This window comes from Streptococcus mitis, from assembly GCF_009496285.1.
GTDB lineage: Bacteria > Bacillota > Bacilli > Lactobacillales > Streptococcaceae > Streptococcus > Streptococcus mitis_BP.
The window spans coordinates 1-17,373 of the sequence record NZ_WIJK01000023.1 but is presented as its reverse complement, the minus strand read 5'-3'; the positions used below and the strand labels follow the sequence as shown (position 1 = coordinate 17,373).

General features: G+C 40.6%; 18 protein-coding genes, 1 tRNA gene, 1 rRNA gene, 1 other RNA gene and 3 pseudogenes. 1 reads left to right on the top strand and 23 read right to left on the bottom strand.

Features of this window, described 5'->3' with window-relative positions:
- Positions 1–9 precede the first annotated feature (9 nt).
- The 7 genes and pseudogenes from comA to GEZ89_RS07780 all read right to left on the bottom strand — a co-directional run bounded on the left by comA (position 10) and on the right by GEZ89_RS07780 (position 6,333).
- Positions 10–2,163: a peptide cleavage/export ABC transporter ComA gene (comA, locus tag GEZ89_RS07805; protein ID WP_075232279.1), complete on the bottom strand. Its 2,154-nt coding sequence runs from the start codon at positions 2,161–2,163 to the stop codon at positions 10–12.
- A gap of 167 nt (positions 2,164–2,330) precedes the next feature.
- The gene (locus tag GEZ89_RS09745; RefSeq protein WP_075232278.1) at positions 2,331–2,525 is read right to left on the bottom strand and encodes a hypothetical protein; all 195 of its coding nucleotides are present in this window, start codon (positions 2,523–2,525) and stop codon (positions 2,331–2,333) included.
- 273 nt (positions 2,526–2,798) lie between these two features.
- A pseudogene (locus GEZ89_RS07800) lies at positions 2,799–2,993 on the bottom strand (class IIb bacteriocin, lactobin A/cerein 7B family).
- Between the two features lie 172 nt (positions 2,994–3,165).
- Positions 3,166–3,402, bottom strand: a complete 237-nt coding sequence (locus tag GEZ89_RS07795) for an acyl carrier protein (RefSeq protein ID WP_075232277.1) — start codon at positions 3,400–3,402, stop codon at positions 3,166–3,168.
- A gap of 5 nt (positions 3,403–3,407) precedes the next feature.
- Complete coding sequence (plsX, locus tag GEZ89_RS07790) at positions 3,408–4,400, bottom strand: phosphate acyltransferase PlsX (RefSeq protein ID WP_153225597.1); 993 nt, start codon at positions 4,398–4,400, stop codon at positions 3,408–3,410.
- Positions 4,397–5,167: a DNA repair protein RecO gene (gene recO, locus GEZ89_RS07785; protein ID WP_153225596.1), complete on the bottom strand. Its 771-nt coding sequence runs from the start codon at positions 5,165–5,167 to the stop codon at positions 4,397–4,399. Before recO ends, plsX begins: the two co-directional genes overlap by 4 nt.
- On the bottom strand, positions 5,164–6,333 hold the full coding sequence (locus GEZ89_RS07780) for a pyridoxal phosphate-dependent aminotransferase (protein WP_153225595.1): 1,170 nt from the start codon (positions 6,331–6,333) through the stop codon (positions 5,164–5,166). Before GEZ89_RS07780 ends, recO begins: the two co-directional genes overlap by 4 nt.
- 153 nt (positions 6,334–6,486) lie before the next feature.
- Between GEZ89_RS07780 and GEZ89_RS07775 the strand changes: the two genes are divergently transcribed.
- Entirely contained in the window at positions 6,487–7,497 is a 1,011-nt protein-coding gene (locus tag GEZ89_RS07775) for a YeiH family protein (RefSeq protein ID WP_153225594.1), read from the top strand.
- 182 nt (positions 7,498–7,679) lie between these two features.
- Here the strand turns inward: GEZ89_RS07775 and GEZ89_RS07770 are convergent, their stop codons facing one another.
- The 16 genes and pseudogenes from GEZ89_RS07770 to rrf all read right to left on the bottom strand — a co-directional run bounded on the left by GEZ89_RS07770 (position 7,680) and on the right by rrf (position 17,363).
- Positions 7,680–8,117, bottom strand: coding sequence for a CoA-binding protein (locus GEZ89_RS07770; RefSeq protein WP_153225593.1), 438 nt, complete (start codon positions 8,115–8,117; stop codon positions 7,680–7,682).
- Between the two features lie 121 nt (positions 8,118–8,238).
- The gene (locus GEZ89_RS07765; protein ID WP_075231173.1) at positions 8,239–9,207 is read right to left on the bottom strand and encodes a ribose-phosphate diphosphokinase; all 969 of its coding nucleotides are present in this window, start codon (positions 9,205–9,207) and stop codon (positions 8,239–8,241) included.
- Positions 9,208–9,422: 215 nt separating this feature from the next.
- Positions 9,423–9,917, bottom strand: a complete 495-nt coding sequence (locus tag GEZ89_RS07760) for a beta-class carbonic anhydrase (RefSeq protein WP_153225592.1) — start codon at positions 9,915–9,917, stop codon at positions 9,423–9,425.
- A gap of 160 nt (positions 9,918–10,077) precedes the next feature.
- Entirely contained in the window at positions 10,078–10,773 is a 696-nt protein-coding gene (locus GEZ89_RS07755; RefSeq protein ID WP_153225591.1) for a TIGR00266 family protein, read from the bottom strand.
- 71 nt (positions 10,774–10,844) lie between these two features.
- Positions 10,845–12,209 carry a DNA repair protein RadA gene (gene radA, locus GEZ89_RS07750; RefSeq protein ID WP_223339689.1) on the bottom strand — a complete coding sequence of 455 codons (1,365 nt, stop codon included), beginning with the start codon at positions 12,207–12,209 and terminating at the stop codon, positions 10,845–10,847.
- A 10-nt stretch (positions 12,210–12,219) separates the two neighbouring features.
- Positions 12,220–12,729: a histidine phosphatase family protein gene (locus GEZ89_RS07745; RefSeq protein ID WP_153225590.1), complete on the bottom strand. Its 510-nt coding sequence runs from the start codon at positions 12,727–12,729 to the stop codon at positions 12,220–12,222.
- 18 nt (positions 12,730–12,747) lie between these two features.
- Positions 12,748–12,997, bottom strand: a pseudogene (locus GEZ89_RS07740) (isochorismatase family protein); the annotation flags it as partial.
- Positions 12,993–13,169, bottom strand: a pseudogene (locus tag GEZ89_RS09600) (DNA repair protein RadA); the annotation flags it as partial. The pseudogenes GEZ89_RS09600 and GEZ89_RS07740, both read right to left, overlap by 5 nt.
- Entirely contained in the window at positions 13,166–13,705 is a 540-nt protein-coding gene (locus GEZ89_RS07735) for a histidine phosphatase family protein (RefSeq protein ID WP_153225613.1), read from the bottom strand. The pseudogene GEZ89_RS09600 and the gene GEZ89_RS07735, both read right to left, overlap by 4 nt.
- A 1-nt stretch (position 13,706) precedes the next feature.
- On the bottom strand, positions 13,707–14,150 hold the full coding sequence (locus GEZ89_RS07730) for a dUTP diphosphatase (RefSeq protein WP_000701995.1): 444 nt from the start codon (positions 14,148–14,150) through the stop codon (positions 13,707–13,709).
- 53 nt (positions 14,151–14,203) lie between these two features.
- An RNA gene (ffs, locus tag GEZ89_RS07725) (signal recognition particle sRNA small type) lies at positions 14,204–14,301 on the bottom strand.
- Between the two features lie 32 nt (positions 14,302–14,333).
- Positions 14,334–14,801, bottom strand: coding sequence for a tRNA adenosine(34) deaminase TadA (gene tadA / locus GEZ89_RS07720; RefSeq protein ID WP_153225589.1), 468 nt, complete (start codon positions 14,799–14,801; stop codon positions 14,334–14,336).
- Positions 14,802–15,002: 201 nt separating this feature from the next.
- Complete coding sequence (locus GEZ89_RS07715; RefSeq protein WP_153225612.1) at positions 15,003–16,289, bottom strand: adenylosuccinate synthase; 1,287 nt, start codon at positions 16,287–16,289, stop codon at positions 15,003–15,005.
- 231 nt (positions 16,290–16,520) lie between these two features.
- Positions 16,521–16,757: a sigma(X)-activator ComW gene (comW, locus tag GEZ89_RS07710; RefSeq protein WP_049503840.1), complete on the bottom strand. Its 237-nt coding sequence runs from the start codon at positions 16,755–16,757 to the stop codon at positions 16,521–16,523.
- Between the two features lie 411 nt (positions 16,758–17,168).
- Positions 17,169–17,242: transfer RNA gene (locus tag GEZ89_RS07705), tRNA-Asn, on the bottom strand.
- Between the two features lie 5 nt (positions 17,243–17,247).
- Positions 17,248–17,363 (bottom strand): 5S ribosomal RNA (gene rrf, locus GEZ89_RS07700).
- Positions 17,364–17,373: the final 10 nt, after the last annotated feature.

Below are 17,373 nucleotides of genomic sequence, written 5' to 3'. Positions count from 1 at the left end.
TTTTCCTCTCTAACTATTCACTAGATGGGCGTAAAAGCCACCCTGAGCCAACAAATCTGCATGTGTGCCTTCTTCGACAATCTTGCCCTGATCCAAAACGACAACCTTCTCTGTCCGCTCAGCAATGGTCAAGCGGTGGGCGATGAAAATCAAGGTCTTGTCTAAAGCCATGAGATTATCGACAATTCGCTTCTCGGTCAAAATATCCAAACTGCTGGTCGCCTCATCCAAAATCAAGACAGGCGCATCGGTCAAGAGAGCACGCGCCAAAGCAATTCTCTGACGTTGCCCACCTGAAATGCCCGCTCCATCCGAAGTCAATTCTGTCTGGTAATTCAGTGGCATCCGCTCGATATCCTCCCGAATCTCAGCCAACTCCACTGCTCTCAAGATATCCTCCTGGGTCGTCCCCTCCTTAGCTCCAAGGAGAAGATTCTCCAAAATCGTCCCATTGAAAACATAGGGTTGCTGAGGCAGGTAGTTGATATACTGGCGCAGAGCTTTTTTATCAATCTGATTGAGATTGACACCACCCAGACTAATATCTCCCTGACTTGGGTCGTAAAAATTAACCATCATCTTGGCCAAGGTCGTCTTACCTGACCCCGAAATCCCCACAAAAGCCACCTTAGAACCCTGCGGAATAGTCAAATTGATATCCGATAAGACATCTCGACCATAGCCATATTTGTAGTGAACCTGCTTGAAATCCATATCTCCTTCTAGAAAGCTCAAATCCTCAACTGTTTTCTTCTCCTCAAACTCAGAAGCTACCAGATAAACCTCATTCAGACGGTTATTGGCAACCTGCGCTGTCTGAAGTTTGGTTTGCAGATTGATGATATTCTCCAAAGGATTTGTAAAATAAACAAGCAAGGTATTATAGGTGATCAACTGACCCAAACTCATCTTATTATCCATGACTAGGAGAGCCCCCATCCAGAGAATGCCAACATTGAGCAAGAGCTGGGCAAGCTTTTTCAGAGCCTTTTGCTGACTTTCTGCTCGACTGTAGGTAAAAGATTTTTTCAGATAATCCACAAATTCCTTGTCAATCTTTTGATAACGGGAGCTTTCACTAGTTAAGGACTTAATGGTCTCAATGCCATTGATGTCCTCAATGATAGAAGAAGACAGAACCGCATTGGCTTCCATGGTATCCCGATTCATCTTTTCAAAGGGTTTCATAAAAGTAAAAATAATCACTGTGTAGATAGGAAGAGCTAGTAAACTCATGAAAAAAAGATTGCTATTCTGCGAAAATAGAACTACTGAAATAATCAAGACAGTAGATACATCCAAAAAGATTGACAGAATGGTCGAAGCCAGCGCATCGATGATACTATTTGCATCCGTGAAACGAGACACGATTTCCCCTGTACGACGTGTCGCAAAAAAGGACATAGGCAGGTGAAAAACGTGCTTGATATAAGACAAAATCACATCAATGGACAAGCGTTGCCCCAAAACAAGTAAAAGATACTCCTGGGCATAAGATAAGATTTGCTGAAGGACATAAACGATGACTAGCCCTATTGAGATAATGCCCAAGGTTGAACGCATCTGATCTGGTACATAAGTGTCAATGATTGACTGAAGGTAATAAGAACCCACAATGTTAATCAAGGTCACCAAAAGGGTCGCCAAAACGATATTAACAATCAAACCTCGCTGTTTCACTAATATAGGGATAAAGGAGAGAAGGCCATTTTTTTGTTCCTTATGAGGCTTATAAGTCGGAGATGGTGACATAAAAATAGTGATTCCTGTCCACTCCCTGGCAAAGCGTTCACGAGAAATCTTGGTCAGCTTAACACTAGGATCTGGATCAGCAATATGAATATTGTTCTTGTCCTGCCCAGTCACCACATAATAATGGAGCATTTTCCCTTCCTTAAGCACATGAGCCACAAAAGGAAAAGTTACATCCGGCAAATCAAACAAGGTCATGTCCGCCTTTATTGCTCGCGTCTCAAAACCAATCTCCTCAGCAACCTTGACTAAGCCTAAAGCCGTAGTCCCATCCATGGTCGTCTTGGCCAACTCTCGCAAGTGAGCCAGAGAATAATAACTACCATAATAACCAAAGACCATGGCCAATGAAGCTACACCGCAGTCCATCTGATCCACCTGCGGACGATAATGACGTTTCCCAAATTTCATATCCTACTCCTTTTCCTAACAATCTCCAAAGAAAACTTTGTAAGATTATTTTATCCAAACAAAGAAGCAAAAAGAGAATTATTTCTAAAAAAACAATAACTGCACCTGAACAGCACTTTTTCCTACATAAAAATAGGTAGAACAAAGGTCCTACCTAAAATATATATTTATAAAGATTTCTTTTTCTTCCTAATTCTTTTATCAATCATGTACAAGACTATAAACGAAAATAGAGGTGGTACAAGATAACTCTTTTCACTCATTGTCAGCTGAAATCCCAGAGTTGTTAGTATCTTAAAAATGAAAATATTCATCAAAAATAGAAAAACAAATACTAAAAAATATCCTAAAATCTTCTTCATTTCTTTTCTTCAACTTTCCTAATTTCTACACCTATTTTATCACATTTTATCAAAAAATACATGTAAAACTCCAAATAAACTATAAACGATACAAATAGACACATCAAATGTACCTTTTGGACAAAGAAAATAGGTAGAACAAACGTCCTACCTGCTAAAAATATGATTTCAAAAGGAATATAGCATGAAAATTATATTTTTGTTTCTGAACCAAATTTGTAACCTACATTAAAAATTTTTACGCCAGCGTTTAATAATCCAGCAACAACCAGATTATAGTCGATTTGCATAATATCCTAATGCTGTTCCACCAGCAAAAAGAACTGTTGCTCCACCTGCTACCGCTGCACCTACTTTCCAAACAGATATTCCAACGATTACTAGAAGGATAACTCCCCCATCCACTTCCATCAACTCTTCTTACGTAAGAGCTACAAAATTCTGTTCCATTTTGTCAAAGTTTGTCATTCGTTTCCTCCTTCATTTTTATTTTTTTTGTTTGCGATTTTTAACCTTTAAACCATTTTAAAAGCCAAGTTGGATAAATAACTAAAATAATCATTCTTTTCTCTCCTTCCCAGCCTTCTCTCTTATCTATTCAAGAAATAAAAAAACAACATGACTTGCATGTTGCTATATGTTAGATTTTATCTTTAATGGCTTGTAACACATCTGCCACACTTTGGAGGTGATCGATTTCTTCATCACTAATTTCGATTCCAAATTCATCCTCAATGGTTAGTACGAATTCCATCAAATCTACCGAATCAGCATCCAAATCATCCTTCAAGCTCAAGGCCTCTGTGACTACAAAGTCTTCCCCTTGACGTTCTTGGATAATGGTCACGACACGGTCAAAAATTTCTTTATCTGTCATATATATTATTCTCCTGAAAATTCACGCGCAGTTTGAGCAACTACGTCTGTTTCTAGCATGGTACGAATCTGACGAATCGTACTATACACAGCTTTGGCATCACTTGAGCCATGAGTCTTAACAACCGGCGCCTTAACACCAAACAAGACCGCACCCCCAACATCTGAATAGTTGAGTTGCTTTTTCAAACCTCTAAGACTATCCTTGAGAAGGAGAGCACCAAGTTTTGCTCGAAATCCACCACCTGTAATAGCATTTTTAAGCAAGCCCATGATTCCCATGGCTGTTCCTTCGATGGATTTTAGCACAGCGTTTCCCGTGAAACCGTCTGCCACGACAACATCTGCAACACCCTCCATCAAATCACGCGCTTCCACATTACCGACAAAGTTCAAACTCTCATCAGCCGCTAGCAAGTCATAAGTTTCCTTGCGAAGCGGGTCGCCCTTACTACTCTCTGTCCCGTTATTAAGCAAACCAACTCGTGGTTTTGCAATTCCACGAACATTTTTAGCATAGAAAGAACCTAAGATGGCGTATTGATGCAAGTGATGGGCTGTGTTTTCTGCATTGGCACCGAGGTCTAGCATGTCAAAACCTTTCCCATCAACTGTTGGTAAGGTTGACATGAGCCCAGGTCGATCGATGTTCTTGATACGACCCACGATGAAAAATCCTGCCGCAAGCAAAGCACCTGTATTCCCAGCTGAGAGCACGGCATCCGCCTCCCCATCTTTGACAGCCTTAGCTGCCAATACCATGCTGGCATTTTTCTTCTTGCGGATAGCTTTTGTAGGCTCATCATCAGAATTTATTTTTTCATCTGTATGGATAATGCTGACGCGTTCTGTAGCTGTTAGATATTGCTTGATTTTGCTTTCGTCTCCGTAAAGTTGAATCTCAATATCTGAAAAGTCAGTAAGGGCTTGATTGACACCCTCAACGATGGCTTGAGGTGCGTAATCGCCACCCATTGCATCTACTGCGATTTTTTTCATTTGTCTTCCTCTTTTAGTAATTGTCCCCAATCAGCTAGGGAATCAATAAATTTCTTTGATTTTAGGTGAATTCCGACGTACTCTTCATAAATTTGATCCATGAACTGACGCAATTCTTGCTTGATTTCAGACTTGAGCGAAATAGTCTCTAAAGTCTCAAAGTTAATAGCTTGAAATTGATTGAGCAGATAGGGAATGTTTGGATTCAGATGACAACGTTTCTCGTCCTCATGGTAATGATCAGGACATAAGCAAGCACCATATTTGAAAGAAAAATCAAAGGCCTGACCCACCCGATGGCAAAAAACACACTCATTAAAATTAAGACTAATCCCAAAACGGGTTAAGATCTGAATTTCAAAAATATTGGTCAAGACCTGATAATCTAAACCCTCTTCCATCAACTCTAAAGTCTTTTGTAAAAAAGCAAACAAGGGAGCATCTTGGTGATTGTCCTGCAAACTAGCATCTGCCAAAGCTGCCACATAGGTCGCATAGGACATGACAAAGAGATCACTATTGATTTTTGGAAAGGTCATCACCTCATGATAGTCTTCAATATAACTAAGTCCATCATCATTGATTCGCAAAAGAAAACGAGCCAGCACCAAAGGTTGAATAACTGGAGCCAGTTTGGACTGACCGGCATGTTTGACAAAAAACATCCGCTTGCCGACCTGCTCTGTAAAAATCTTGACTAGCTTATCATCCTCACGAAAATTACGATTGTAGAGCACCAACCCCTGACTCGTAATAGACTGAATCATGCTTCTTTCATGTACTCCTCAAGACGTTTCATAGCTTCTCTGATGATTTCCATGCTAGCTGCATAAGACAGGCGCACATAACCTTCTCCATATTGACCAAAAGCTGCACCAGGGATAAAGGCAACAGCCTTCTTGTGAGCAAAATCCTTCAGAAAAGCAAAAGAATCTTGATTGTAGCCTGCTGGAATCTTAGCAAAGATATAAAAGGCACCGTCAGGTTTGATAATCTCAAAACCAAGATTAGTCATTTTCTCGATAATGTAGTCCCGACGTTGAATATACTCTTTCTTCATAGGTTCTGCATCATCTTTACCAGCTGTTAAGGCTTCTACTGCAGCATGTTGAGCCATAGTATTTGCAGCAGTTACCAAATACTGGTGACTCTTGATGAGTTGGGCTGTGAAGTTTGCTGGGGCAAAGATAAAGCCTAAACGCCAACCTGTCATGGCATGTGATTTAGATAGACCGTTGATGATAATGGCCTGATCTCTCAGCATAGTCCCCAAAGAGACATGATTTTCCCCTGTATAAGTTAATTCTGAGTAGACCTCATCACAGACAACGAAAACCTCATACTTACGTAAAACGTCTGCCAAGGCTTCCAACTGTTCGCGACTATAAGTAATTCCTGTAGGATTAGCTGGATAGTTAAGAATAACAGCCTTGAGCTTGTCACCCTGCTCCAGAATTGCCTTCTCCAGCATTTCAGGAGTCAAGACAAAACCGTTCTCAATCGTATCAATCTCGACAATCTCTGCGCCAACTAGATTAACAATTGGTTCATAACCTGGATAGGCAGGAGCTGGCAAGAGAACCTTGTCACCCTCTTCTAAAATAGCTGTCAAAGTAGCAGATAGGGCTTCTGTCGCACCAATTGTGACCAAGATTTCATTTTCAGGATTATAGTCTAGCTGGTATTTTTCTCTTACAAAATCACTAGCTGCCTGGCGTAAGGTCATCAAACCACTCATCCCTGTATAGTAGGATTGATTTTGGTCAATGGCGCGCTTAGCTGCCTCCTTGACATGGTCTGGAGTTGTAAAGTCAGGCTCTCCCAATGTCAGACGTAGAACCCCAGGAATCTCTGAAATAGCCTGGTCAAACTGACGAATCAAGGAAACTTGAATCTTATCTAATTGTTTATTAAAGCGCTTGGTTAAGTCCATAGATACCCTCCTTGCTTAAAGAATATATGTCTATTATACTACAAAAGCTCTCTGACCGCAAAATTCCATTTAATGACAGCCTAATTCCTACTTTCTATTTACTTTTCTTCTGGACAAGACTATAATAAGAAGTACTTATTTTAGGAGGTTTTTATGTCATTTCTATCAAAAAATGGGGCCGGACTTTTAGCCTGTCTTATCATTTCCATCATCTCTTGGACCTTAGGGAGCTTCTTGCCTGTTATTGGGGCACCTGTTTTTGCCATCTTTATCGGTATGATTCTCCACCCCTTTCTCACTTCCTTTAAACAACTGGATGCCGGTTTGACTTACAGCTCCAAGAAATTGCTTCAGTATGCTGTTATCTTGCTTGGGTTTGGGCTCAATATCTCGCAAGTCTTCGCAGTTGGAAAATCTTCCCTTCCTGTCATTCTATCTACCATTTCTATAGCCTTGATTGTAGCTTATCTTTTCCAACGCTTTTTTGATTTAGATACAAAACTAGCTACCTTGATCGGTGTTGGTTCCTCTATCTGTGGAGGTTCTGCCATTGCAGCGACAGCTCCCGTCATCCATGCCAAGGAAAAAGAAGTCGCCCAAGCCATCTCTGTTATCTTTTTCTTCAATGTCTTAGCAGCGCTTATTTTCCCAACCCTAGGAACCTGGCTTCACCTATCAAATGAGGGCTTCTCCCTCTTTTCAGGTACTGCGGTCAATGATACTTCCTCTGTAACAGCCACTGCCAGCGCCTGGGATAGTCTTTACCACACAAACACTCTTGAGTCTGCTACCATTGTCAAATTGACACGCACCTTAGCTATCATTCCCATCACTCTCTTCCTCTCCTACTGGCAAAGCCGTCAACAAGGCAACAACCACGGAGTAAAACTTAAAAAAATCTTCCCTATTTTCATTCTCTACTTCATCCTAGCTTCCCTGCTAACCACCGTCCTTACTTCCTTCGGTGTCAGCAGTAGTTTCTTTACCCCTCTCAAACAACTGTCTAAATTCCTCATCATCATGGCCATGAGCGCTATCGGCCTCAAAACCAATCTCATTGCCATGATCAAATCCAGTGGTAAATCCATTCTTCTTGGTGCCCTCTGCTGGATTGCCATCATCCTGACTAGTCTCGGGATGCAAACGCTCATCGGTATTTTCTAATACTCTTCGAAAATCAAATTCAAACCACGTCAACGTCGCCTTGCCGTAGATATGTGTTACTGACTTCGTCAGTTCTATCTACAACCTCAAAGCAGTGCTTTGAGCAACCTGCGGCTAGTTTCCTAGTTTGCTCTTTGATTTTCATTGAGTATAACACAAAAGGTAGCCCGCAAGCTACCTTTTTATTGTTCAAGTATTAAGCGTGTATGTTCTCTCTTAATACAACGGTTCATCACGATATCATCGCAACCTCCAGCACGCAAAATTTCTTCCGCTTCTAGACTTTCAAGTCCTAGTTGCGCCCAGAAAATCTTAGCATCTGCCTTGAGAAAATCACGCGCCACATCAGGTAGAAACTCACTACGACGATAGACATTGACGATATCTACGGGGAAAGGAATCTCAGCTAGACTGGCATAAGCCTTTTCTCCCAAGATTTCCCCACCTGCAGCCTTAGGGTTTACTGGTATGATTTTATAGCCACGAGCCTGCATTTCCTTGGTCACTCGATTGCTCGTTGTTTCCTCACGATCAGACAAGCCTACTACTGCTAGAGTTTTACTAGTTGCTAGATACTGACGGATCACGCCATCACTCGGATTGATAAATTCTTGAGTCATAAAAATCCTCCTTTTTCAGCAGTATAGCACATTTTGAAAGGGTTTGCAGAATTCTGCTACCAAAAAACTCCCAACAAGGCCTATCACTTTGTTAGGAGTTTTGTCTGATCCAACGAATTCGTTAGATTTTTTTCTCAATACTAAATAATGGAGATAGAGGACGTTTTTCGTGGATACGGACGATAGCATCCGCAAGAAGGTGAGCAATAGAGATTTGCTCAATCTTATCAATCAAACGCTCTTCTGGTAAGTAGATGGTATCCAAAACAACCAATTTTTTAATAGCTGATTTTTGGATATTATCCATAGCAGGTCCTGAAAGTACTGGGTGCGTACAGCTTGCATATACCTCAACTGCTCCTGCTTCAGCCAAAGCATCAGCAGCATGACAGATTGTACCAGCTGTGTCAATCATGTCATCGATCAAAATACAAGTTTTTCCTTCAACCTTACCGATGATGTTCATCACTTCACTAGTATTCATCTTATCTACACTACGACGTTTGTCAATAATAGCAATTGGAGTTTTCAAAAACTCTGCTAATTTACGAGCACGAGTCACCCCACCATGGTCTGGACTGACAACCACATAGTCAGAACCAACCATGCCACGACGCTCAAAGTAATCTGCAATCAAAGGAGCACCCATCAAGTGATCAACAGGAATATCAAAGAATCCCTGAATCTGCGCAGCGTGCAAGTCAATCGTCAACAAACGATCCACTCCAGCTACTTCAAGCATATTTGCTACAAGTTTTGAAGTGATTGGCTCACGCGCTCTCGCCTTTCTATCCTGACGTGCATAGCCATAGTAAGGCATAACAACGTTGACAGATTCTGCACTGGCACGTTTCAAAGCATCTACCATAATCAAAATTTCTAGCAGATTGTCATTTACAGGTGAGCTAGTTGATTGTAAGATAAAGACGTGTTTTCCACGGATTGATTCTTCGATATTAACTTGAATTTCTCCATCTGAAAATTGACGTACGGTCGATTTTCCCAACTCTATTCCAATCTCTTGCGCCACACGCTCTGCCAATTCTCTATTTGAAGAAAGGGCAAACAGCTTTAAATCAGAAAAAGACATGATTTCCTCCAGTATTTATGTATCGCTTGTGTTTTTTCACAACATTTTTCCAACTACCATTGTAGCGCTTTTTTCTTGATTTTTCAATAAAAAATAAGACAAGAGTAGACATTTATACCCTTGCCTTGTGCTCATTTATATTCCTTATATTCAAGCTGAAATGTGACAACTTAGACATTCTATCTCATGGGAAGATGAAACTTACAAAGGAAAAGTTAGTATACCTCTCTCATACTGCCTGTATCCACATCATAAACAGCCCCTGAAATAACGACATCATCTGGAATCAGTGGAGACTCTCGAAGTAACTGCATATCCTCACGAACACTCTCCTCAACATCTTGAAAAGGGAGAAAATCTTGACCCGAGACATCAACTCCTAATTCTGTTTTTAAATGTTCTTGAAACTCTTCGTTTTGAAATGTTTGAGCACCACAGTCTGTATGATGAAGAACCACAATCTCTCTTGTTCCCATTTGTTGCTGGGAAATCACGAGTGAGCGAATCATATCGTCTGTCACTCGACCGCCCGCATTCCGTAAAATGTGAGCATCTCCAAGTGCTAGCCCCAAAGCTTGTGCAACGTGCAGACGTGAGTCCATACAAGTCACAATGGCTACTCTTGTTTTCGGCTTGATTGGCAGATTTAACTGCCCATGCAGGGCAACATAAGCCTGGTTAGCTTGCATAAACTGTTCAAAATACGACATGACAACACACTTTCTTACTTTTAAGATAATTTGAAAACCAAATTATTTATCTTCTATCTTACCATCTTTTCTTTGTCTTGTCAGTTTTCAACTTCCATATAAAAAAACTAGAACAGAAACTTCTAGCATCTAGCTTGGGTCCCTATCCTAGTTTTTATTGTTATGATTCTTTTTGGATATACTTGTTGAGAGAGCCTGCAAAGCTTTGAAGATTGAGACTTTGTACATAAACCTCACCAGTACCTCGGAAGGTATTCACCACTCCTTCACCTGTACCAATAGATTGCCAGAAACCATTTTCTAAGTGGATATGATAGTCCAAAGACTGGCTCCAAGCCACCACATGGGCATTGTCAATTGTCACTTCTTGGTTTTGGAGTTCAATTTTCTTAATCGAACCAAATGCATTTGCCAAAAGCGTTCCCTGACCTTGGGTTGTCATCACAAAGAGACCGCCTTGCCCTCCGAACAGAGCCTTCCCAATAGACTGACGCTCCATTGTATAGAAAGCTGTACCATCAAGAGCTAGAAAGGCTCCATCATTCAATCGATATTGCTTTTCTCCTAGCTCGAGAGCAATCACTTGACCAGGAGTATCTGGTGCTAAAGCAAGGTTGCCGTTGTCAGACTCAGCAACAGCTTGCGTGATAAAGGTACTTTCGCCAGAAACCATGGAACGCCCCACAGCTTTGACAAAACGTCCCAAACCAGAACCGCTAGCATTGAGCTGGGTATTGAGGCTTACGTTAGGCGTGTGGTAGACCATACTACCTCGCTGGATATAGACGGTTTCTCCTTGATTGAGTGACAACTCTACCAAAGGAAATTGCATATGACTGTCCATAGAAAATTTCATCAGAAATTCCTCCTTGTTTTTAATAAATATCGGCTATAAAGTGTTTTGCAATCTAAAACTGAGTAAGACTATTAGGAAAAGACTTTTTTCAAGACTTCTCCGATAGTTGTCACTCCGATCACCTGAATTTCCTTAGGTGGCTTGATACCAGTCAAGGAATTTTTCGGTACATAGATTTTTGTAAATCCAAGTTTAGCAGCTTCGTTGATACGTTGCTCGATACGATTTACGCGCCGAATTTCTCCAGTTAAGCCCAACTCTCCCACAAAACATTCCTGCGGGTTGGTTGGTTTATCCTTGTAACTCGAAGCAATGGCAACCGCAACAGCCAGGTCAATGGCAGGCTCATCCAATTTGACACCACCAGCAGATTTGAGATAGGCATCCTGATTTTGCAAGAGAAGCCCTGCACGTTTCTCCAAAACAGCCATAATCAAACTTGCACGATTGAAATCAAGGCCTGTTGTAGTCCGCTTGGCATTACCAAACATAGTCGGTGTTACCAAGGCTTGAACCTCCGCAAGAATAGGACGGGTTCCTTCCATAGTCACCACGATGGACGAACCAGTTGCTCCATCTAAACGTTCTTCTAGGAAAACTTGACTAGGATTGAGCACCTCAACCAGACCACCCGACTGCATCTCAAAAATCCCAATTTCATTTGTTGAACCAAAACGGTTTTTGACCGCCCTCAAGATACGGAAGGTATGGTGGCGTTCCCCTTCAAAGTAAAGCACCGTATCCACCATATGCTCCAACATCCGAGGCCCAGCCAAGGTTCCTTCCTTGGTCACATGCCCGACAATAAAGATGGCAATGTTATTAGTCTTAGCCAACTGCATGAGTTCTGCAGTCACCTCACGGACTTGAGACACAGATCCTTGCACACCTGAAATCTCAGGAGACATAATAGTCTGAATGGAGTCAATAATAAGGAAATCTGGCTGGATGCGCTCCACCTCTGCGCGAACACTCTGCATATTGGTCTCAGCATAGAGATAAAACTCACTATCAATATCACCCAAGCGCTCTGCTCGTAGCTTGATTTGCTGGGCAGACTCCTCCCCACTGACATAGAGAACTGTTCCCACTTGGGACAGCTGGGTTGAGACTTGTAAAAGCAGAGTTGATTTTCCAATCCCAGGATCCCCACCGATAAGGACAAGACTTCCTGGTACCACACCTCCACCAAGAACTCGGTTAAACTCCTCCATCTCAGTCTTGGTTCGATTGACATTGATGGAAGTTACTTCAGCCAGTTTCATGGGCTTGGTTTTCTCACCTGTCAAGGACACACGCGCATTCTTGACTTCTGCAACCTCAACCTCCTCAACAAAAGAAGACCAAGACCCACAGTTTGGACACCGTCCTAGATATTTAGGGGAATTATATCCACAATTTTGACATATAAATGTCGCTTTTTTCTTTGCGATGATAAACCTCTTTCTAAATCTCTATCTCACACTCAATCACTTGGCAAAAATCAATGGTTTCATTCGGTACAAATTGACGCATGAGCATGCGATGGGCTACAACTACCTGATGTTCCCGATACTTAGCCATGCATTCTAGAAAACGAGACTTCATCTCTACAGCTGTCTCATATTGAACAGGAGAATTTGGGAGCAACTCCCCCTTGTTTTCTAAAAACAGACATCTAGCTGTTTCAAAGTTCTCTATACCTGTTTCATAAACCTGCCATTCATGCAATAATGGCTCTACCCTCAAAGGAAGGCCAGTAGCACAGGATACATAAAAAGCCGTTTCTAAAGCTCGCGTCACTGCAGAAGACACCAGGATATCAGCTGAGCCAAACAAAGGATTTTTGCAAAGTTCCTGAGCTTGTTGTCTTCCTTTCTCAGATAAGGGTGCCAAATCTATCCCGAATCCAGTATAGGAACGCTCCTCTAACTCACGGTAATTTGGCTCCCCGTGACGGATAAAAATAATTTTCATATTAAGATCCCCATAAAACTATCCAATCTTGATTCCGCAATCTTGCCACTGCTTCAGAAACCTGATAATTCTCCTTGGTAGCTGCCAAAACGGAATCCTTAACACAGCCATTGCCATCTACCCCTATAAACTCTATGCTTTTAGCACCGTTTTCCTCTAAAAAATCTTTTAAATCTAGATTAGTAAAGCAAGAAGCCCGACGCTTCTCAAAGATACGAGAAGATACAAGCAGCAAGCCGGTCGCAAATTTCTTCTTTCTGTCTTTTCTCCCCCGTCAAGGACACACACGCATTCTTGACCTCTGCAACCTCAACCTCCTCAACAAAAGAAGACCAAGACCCACAGTTTGGACAGCGCCCTAAATACTTGGGGGAATTATATTCACAATTTTGAAACACAAATATCGCCTTTTTTCTTTGCGATAATAAACCTCTTTCTATATCTCTATCTCACATTCAATCACTTGGCAAAAATCAATCTTCTCGTCTGGTACAAATTGGCGCATGAGCATTCCGTGAGTTACAATGATAATAGTTTTATAATTTTTATATTTTTCCAAAGCTCTTAAAAAACGATGACGCATCTCTAGATCAGTTTCATAGCGATAAGGAGAATCTTCAGATAAAGCTCCTTGATGTTTTAGATAATATTTATGAGCTACCAATACACTAGTTAAATCAGAGTTAGTGCCATCTAAGTCCGGACGCCACTCATGAAAAAACGGCTCCACAAATAAGTCCAATCCTGTTTCAACTGCTATATAATGTGCTGTTTCTAAAGCCCTCGTCACAGACGATGAAATAATAATCTCTGCTTTTCCAAAACAAGCAGTTTTAGCAACTTCTTTTGCCAGATTGCGACCTTTTCCTGTCAATGGTGCTAAATCACGACCAAAACCACTATATAGTTGCGGATTTTCAAGTTTATCAAGCATACTATAATCTGGCTCCCCGTGACGTACAAAGATAATCTTCATCTTAGTGCCCAGTTGATCCAAATCCACCGGTCCGAACACCATCTGCCGCATCGCCATCCGCAATCAAAAATGGAGCAAAGACAGCCTGAACCACGCGTTCCCCAACTTCAAGAATCACTTCTTGGTCAGTAATGTTTTTCATCTGTGCAAAGATATGTCCTTCATTTCCTGGGTTACCATAATAATCTCCATCAATGACACCCACAGAGTTAATCAAGACTAGACCTTTTTTTCGAGGATTTGATGAACGGTCATAAAGATAAAGCACTTCAGTCGGCTGCATATAGGCCTTAACCCCTGTCGGAACCAAGACGATCTCTCCTGGAGCAATAACTGTGCGCACCGCAACCTTTAAGTCGTAACCAGCTGCATGTGCTGTCTCACGCTTGGGTAGCAAACTCTCATCTGTAAAACTAGAAACTAATTCAAAACCACGAATTTTCATATTTCCCTCTTTTTAAATCTTATATTCTAGGCTATTTTATCTTATTTATTCGAAAAAAGCACGAAAAAAGAGCACACAATTCACTTCGCTTAGGGCTGCTGGATTCCTCCCCTGACCCGCTTCACGCAGAACTGTTGCTCCATTAGTCATTATACCACATTCCCAAAGATTTTAAAAGAGAAATTATTTTTTCCGTCGATTTCTAAAAAATTCCTGCATAATGCCAGCACAGTCACTCTCTAAAATGCCCGTCTCAACATCCACACGATGATTAAGACGCTCGTCTGTCAAGATATCATACAGACTTCCAGCTGCACCAAATTTCTGATTTTTAGCCCCATAAACTACCTTAGGGATACGAGCAAGCCCAATCGCCCCGCTGCACATGACACAAGGCTCAATGGTCACAAAAAGTGTGCAGTCCAACAAACGCCAGCTCTCTTCCCTCAGATTCGCATTCTCGATGGCCATAATTTCCGCATGCATGACCGCACGTTGCAACTCCTCACGTGCATTGTGGCCCCTACCAATGATTTCTCCGTCCTTGACAATCACACAACCAATTGGAATTTCATCGTGTTCCAAGGCAATCTCAGCCTCTCTCAAAGCCTCCCTCATAAAGACTTCTTTTTCTTCAACTGTATAATTCATCAATTTTCCCTTTTCCTGCTTATCGATTTTATTATTATATCATGAATCCCAATACAAAAAAAGCCACCGAAGGCGGTGACTTTATAGGGAGATTATTATGAAAAAGAAAAGTTTAGGATATTTGTTACAACAAGTTAGGAGGTCTTCTTGTAACTGTCTATAGTATAGCTGAACTATCTTAAACAAATCTTAAAAAATCTCTTATGACCAAACACTTTCTAAAATATTGGTTTGTTCACGACCAGGCCCTACTGAGAAAGTAGAAATACGAACACCCACTAATTCGCTAACACGGCGAACATAGTTACGTGCATTTTCAGGAAGATCTTCCAAAGTACGTACTCCAGTGATGTCTTCTGACCAACCTGGCAATTCTTCATAAATAGGTTTACAACGTTTCAATTGCTCAAGACTAGCTGGATAGTAGTCAATACGTTGGCCATCAAGATCATAGGCTACACAGATTTTAACTGTATCCAAACCACTCAAAACATCGATAGAGTTCAGTGAAAGGTTAGTGATACCAGAAACACGACGACTGTGACGCATCACAACTGAGTCAAACCAACCCACACGACGTGGACGACCTGTAGTTGTACCATACTCATGACCTACTTCACGAATGCGTTCTCCCACTTCATCAAACAATTCAGTTGGGAATGGACCATCACCAACACGACTTGTATAAGCTTTACATACACCTACAACCTTGTCAATCTTGCTTGGACCAACACCTGAACCGATCGTCACACCACCCGCAACAGGGTTTGAGGACGTAACAAATGGATAAGTACCTTGGTCAATATCTAACATGACCCCTTGTGCACCTTCAAAAAGGACACGTTTGCCATTATCAAGTGCATCATTCAAGATAACAGAAGTATCTGTTACATATTGCTTGATTTGTTGACCATACTCATAATATTCTTCAAAAATATCATCAAATGAAATAGGGTTGCTTTCGTACAATTTTTCAAACAAACGATTCTTCTCAGCAAGATTGCGTTCTAAACGTTCACGGAAAATCTCCTTATCCAAAAGATCCGCAATACGAATCCCAACGCGAGCAGCCTTATCCATATAAGCTGGCCCGATACCCTTGATAGTAGTACCGATCTTATTTTCACCCTTAGCTTCTTCTTGCAGACGGTCTAACTCGATGTGGTACGGCAAAATAACATGCGCACGATCAGAAATACGTAGATTATCTGTTGTAACACCTTCATCATGAAGATAGCTCAACTCTTTCACAAGTGACTTAGGATTTACAACCATCCCATTCCCAATGACAGAAATTTTTTCAGGGAAGAAAATTCCAGAAGGAATCAAGTGCAACTTAAATTTCTTACCATCAATCACAATTGTGTGACCAGCATTATCGCCACCTTGGTAACGTGCAATCACTTCTGCATTAGCTGAAAGGAAGTCTGTAATCTTCCCTTTACCTTCATCACCCCACTGGGTACCTACAACAACAACTGAAGTCATAATCTTGTCTGAGCCCTTAGGCTCTTCCTTTCTCACATACATGGCAGGAATCTCACCTGCAATTATATCTTACAATTTATTATAATAAAGATTCTCTATTTTTTCAAGACCAAATACCTGAAACATTAGGAATTTAGAGAAAATTGAAAAAATCATATTGAAAAAATATTGTAAATTTATATTATGAAAAGAAAAAACTATAAAATCGTTCGGAAATATGAAAATTATAAATTATCCCCCAACCCAGTCATTTGAAATCAATAACTGTTCAATGTACAAACGGTAGCAAGCTCTATAGTGATAAGAAAATAAAGGATGCATAATATCAAGCTTATAGCGAACTAAATAATAGAGTAAAAATCGAAGATGAAAAACTTCCCATTCTAAATCATTATCTACTAAATAACTATATTCCTTTTCAATAACATCATAAAAATCAAGATATTGTTCATAAATCTGTTCAATCATTTTATTTGACTCCATTTCTATTGATAAAATAAGTATAACAAAAAAATAAAAAAAGTTGGGAGAATACTTCTATCATGTCTTATTGTGAATAGTAAAATTAATAACAGTTAAAGAAAATTGACAGAACAGATATATAATAATACATTTCAAAATAAAAAAGAGCTATAGGAAAAATTATTGTAGAAAATATGGGAGCTAACTTAATTGAAAAAGAATCATAAGAACTAAAAAACAACCCCACACAATCCATTAAAGAATTACTTATAAGACCTATTAAAAAGACTTAAAATAAAACACTCAAATCTAACAAACTTATAAAAGATATTAAATATTAATAAAGTGGCAAAAAAAAAGACAAAAATGACCTCTGAAAGATAAATAAAAAAAGACGTTCCTTGGAACGTCTACATACTCCGCCAGTAGGACTCGAACCTACGACATCATGATTAACAGTCATGCGCTACTACCAACTGAGCTATGGCGGATTAAAGCTAAGCGACTTCCTTATCTCACAGGGGGCAACCCCCAACTACTTCCGGCGTTCTAGGGCTTAACTTCTGTGTTCGGCATGGGTACAGGTGTATCTCCTAGGCTATCGTCACTTAACTTTGAGTAA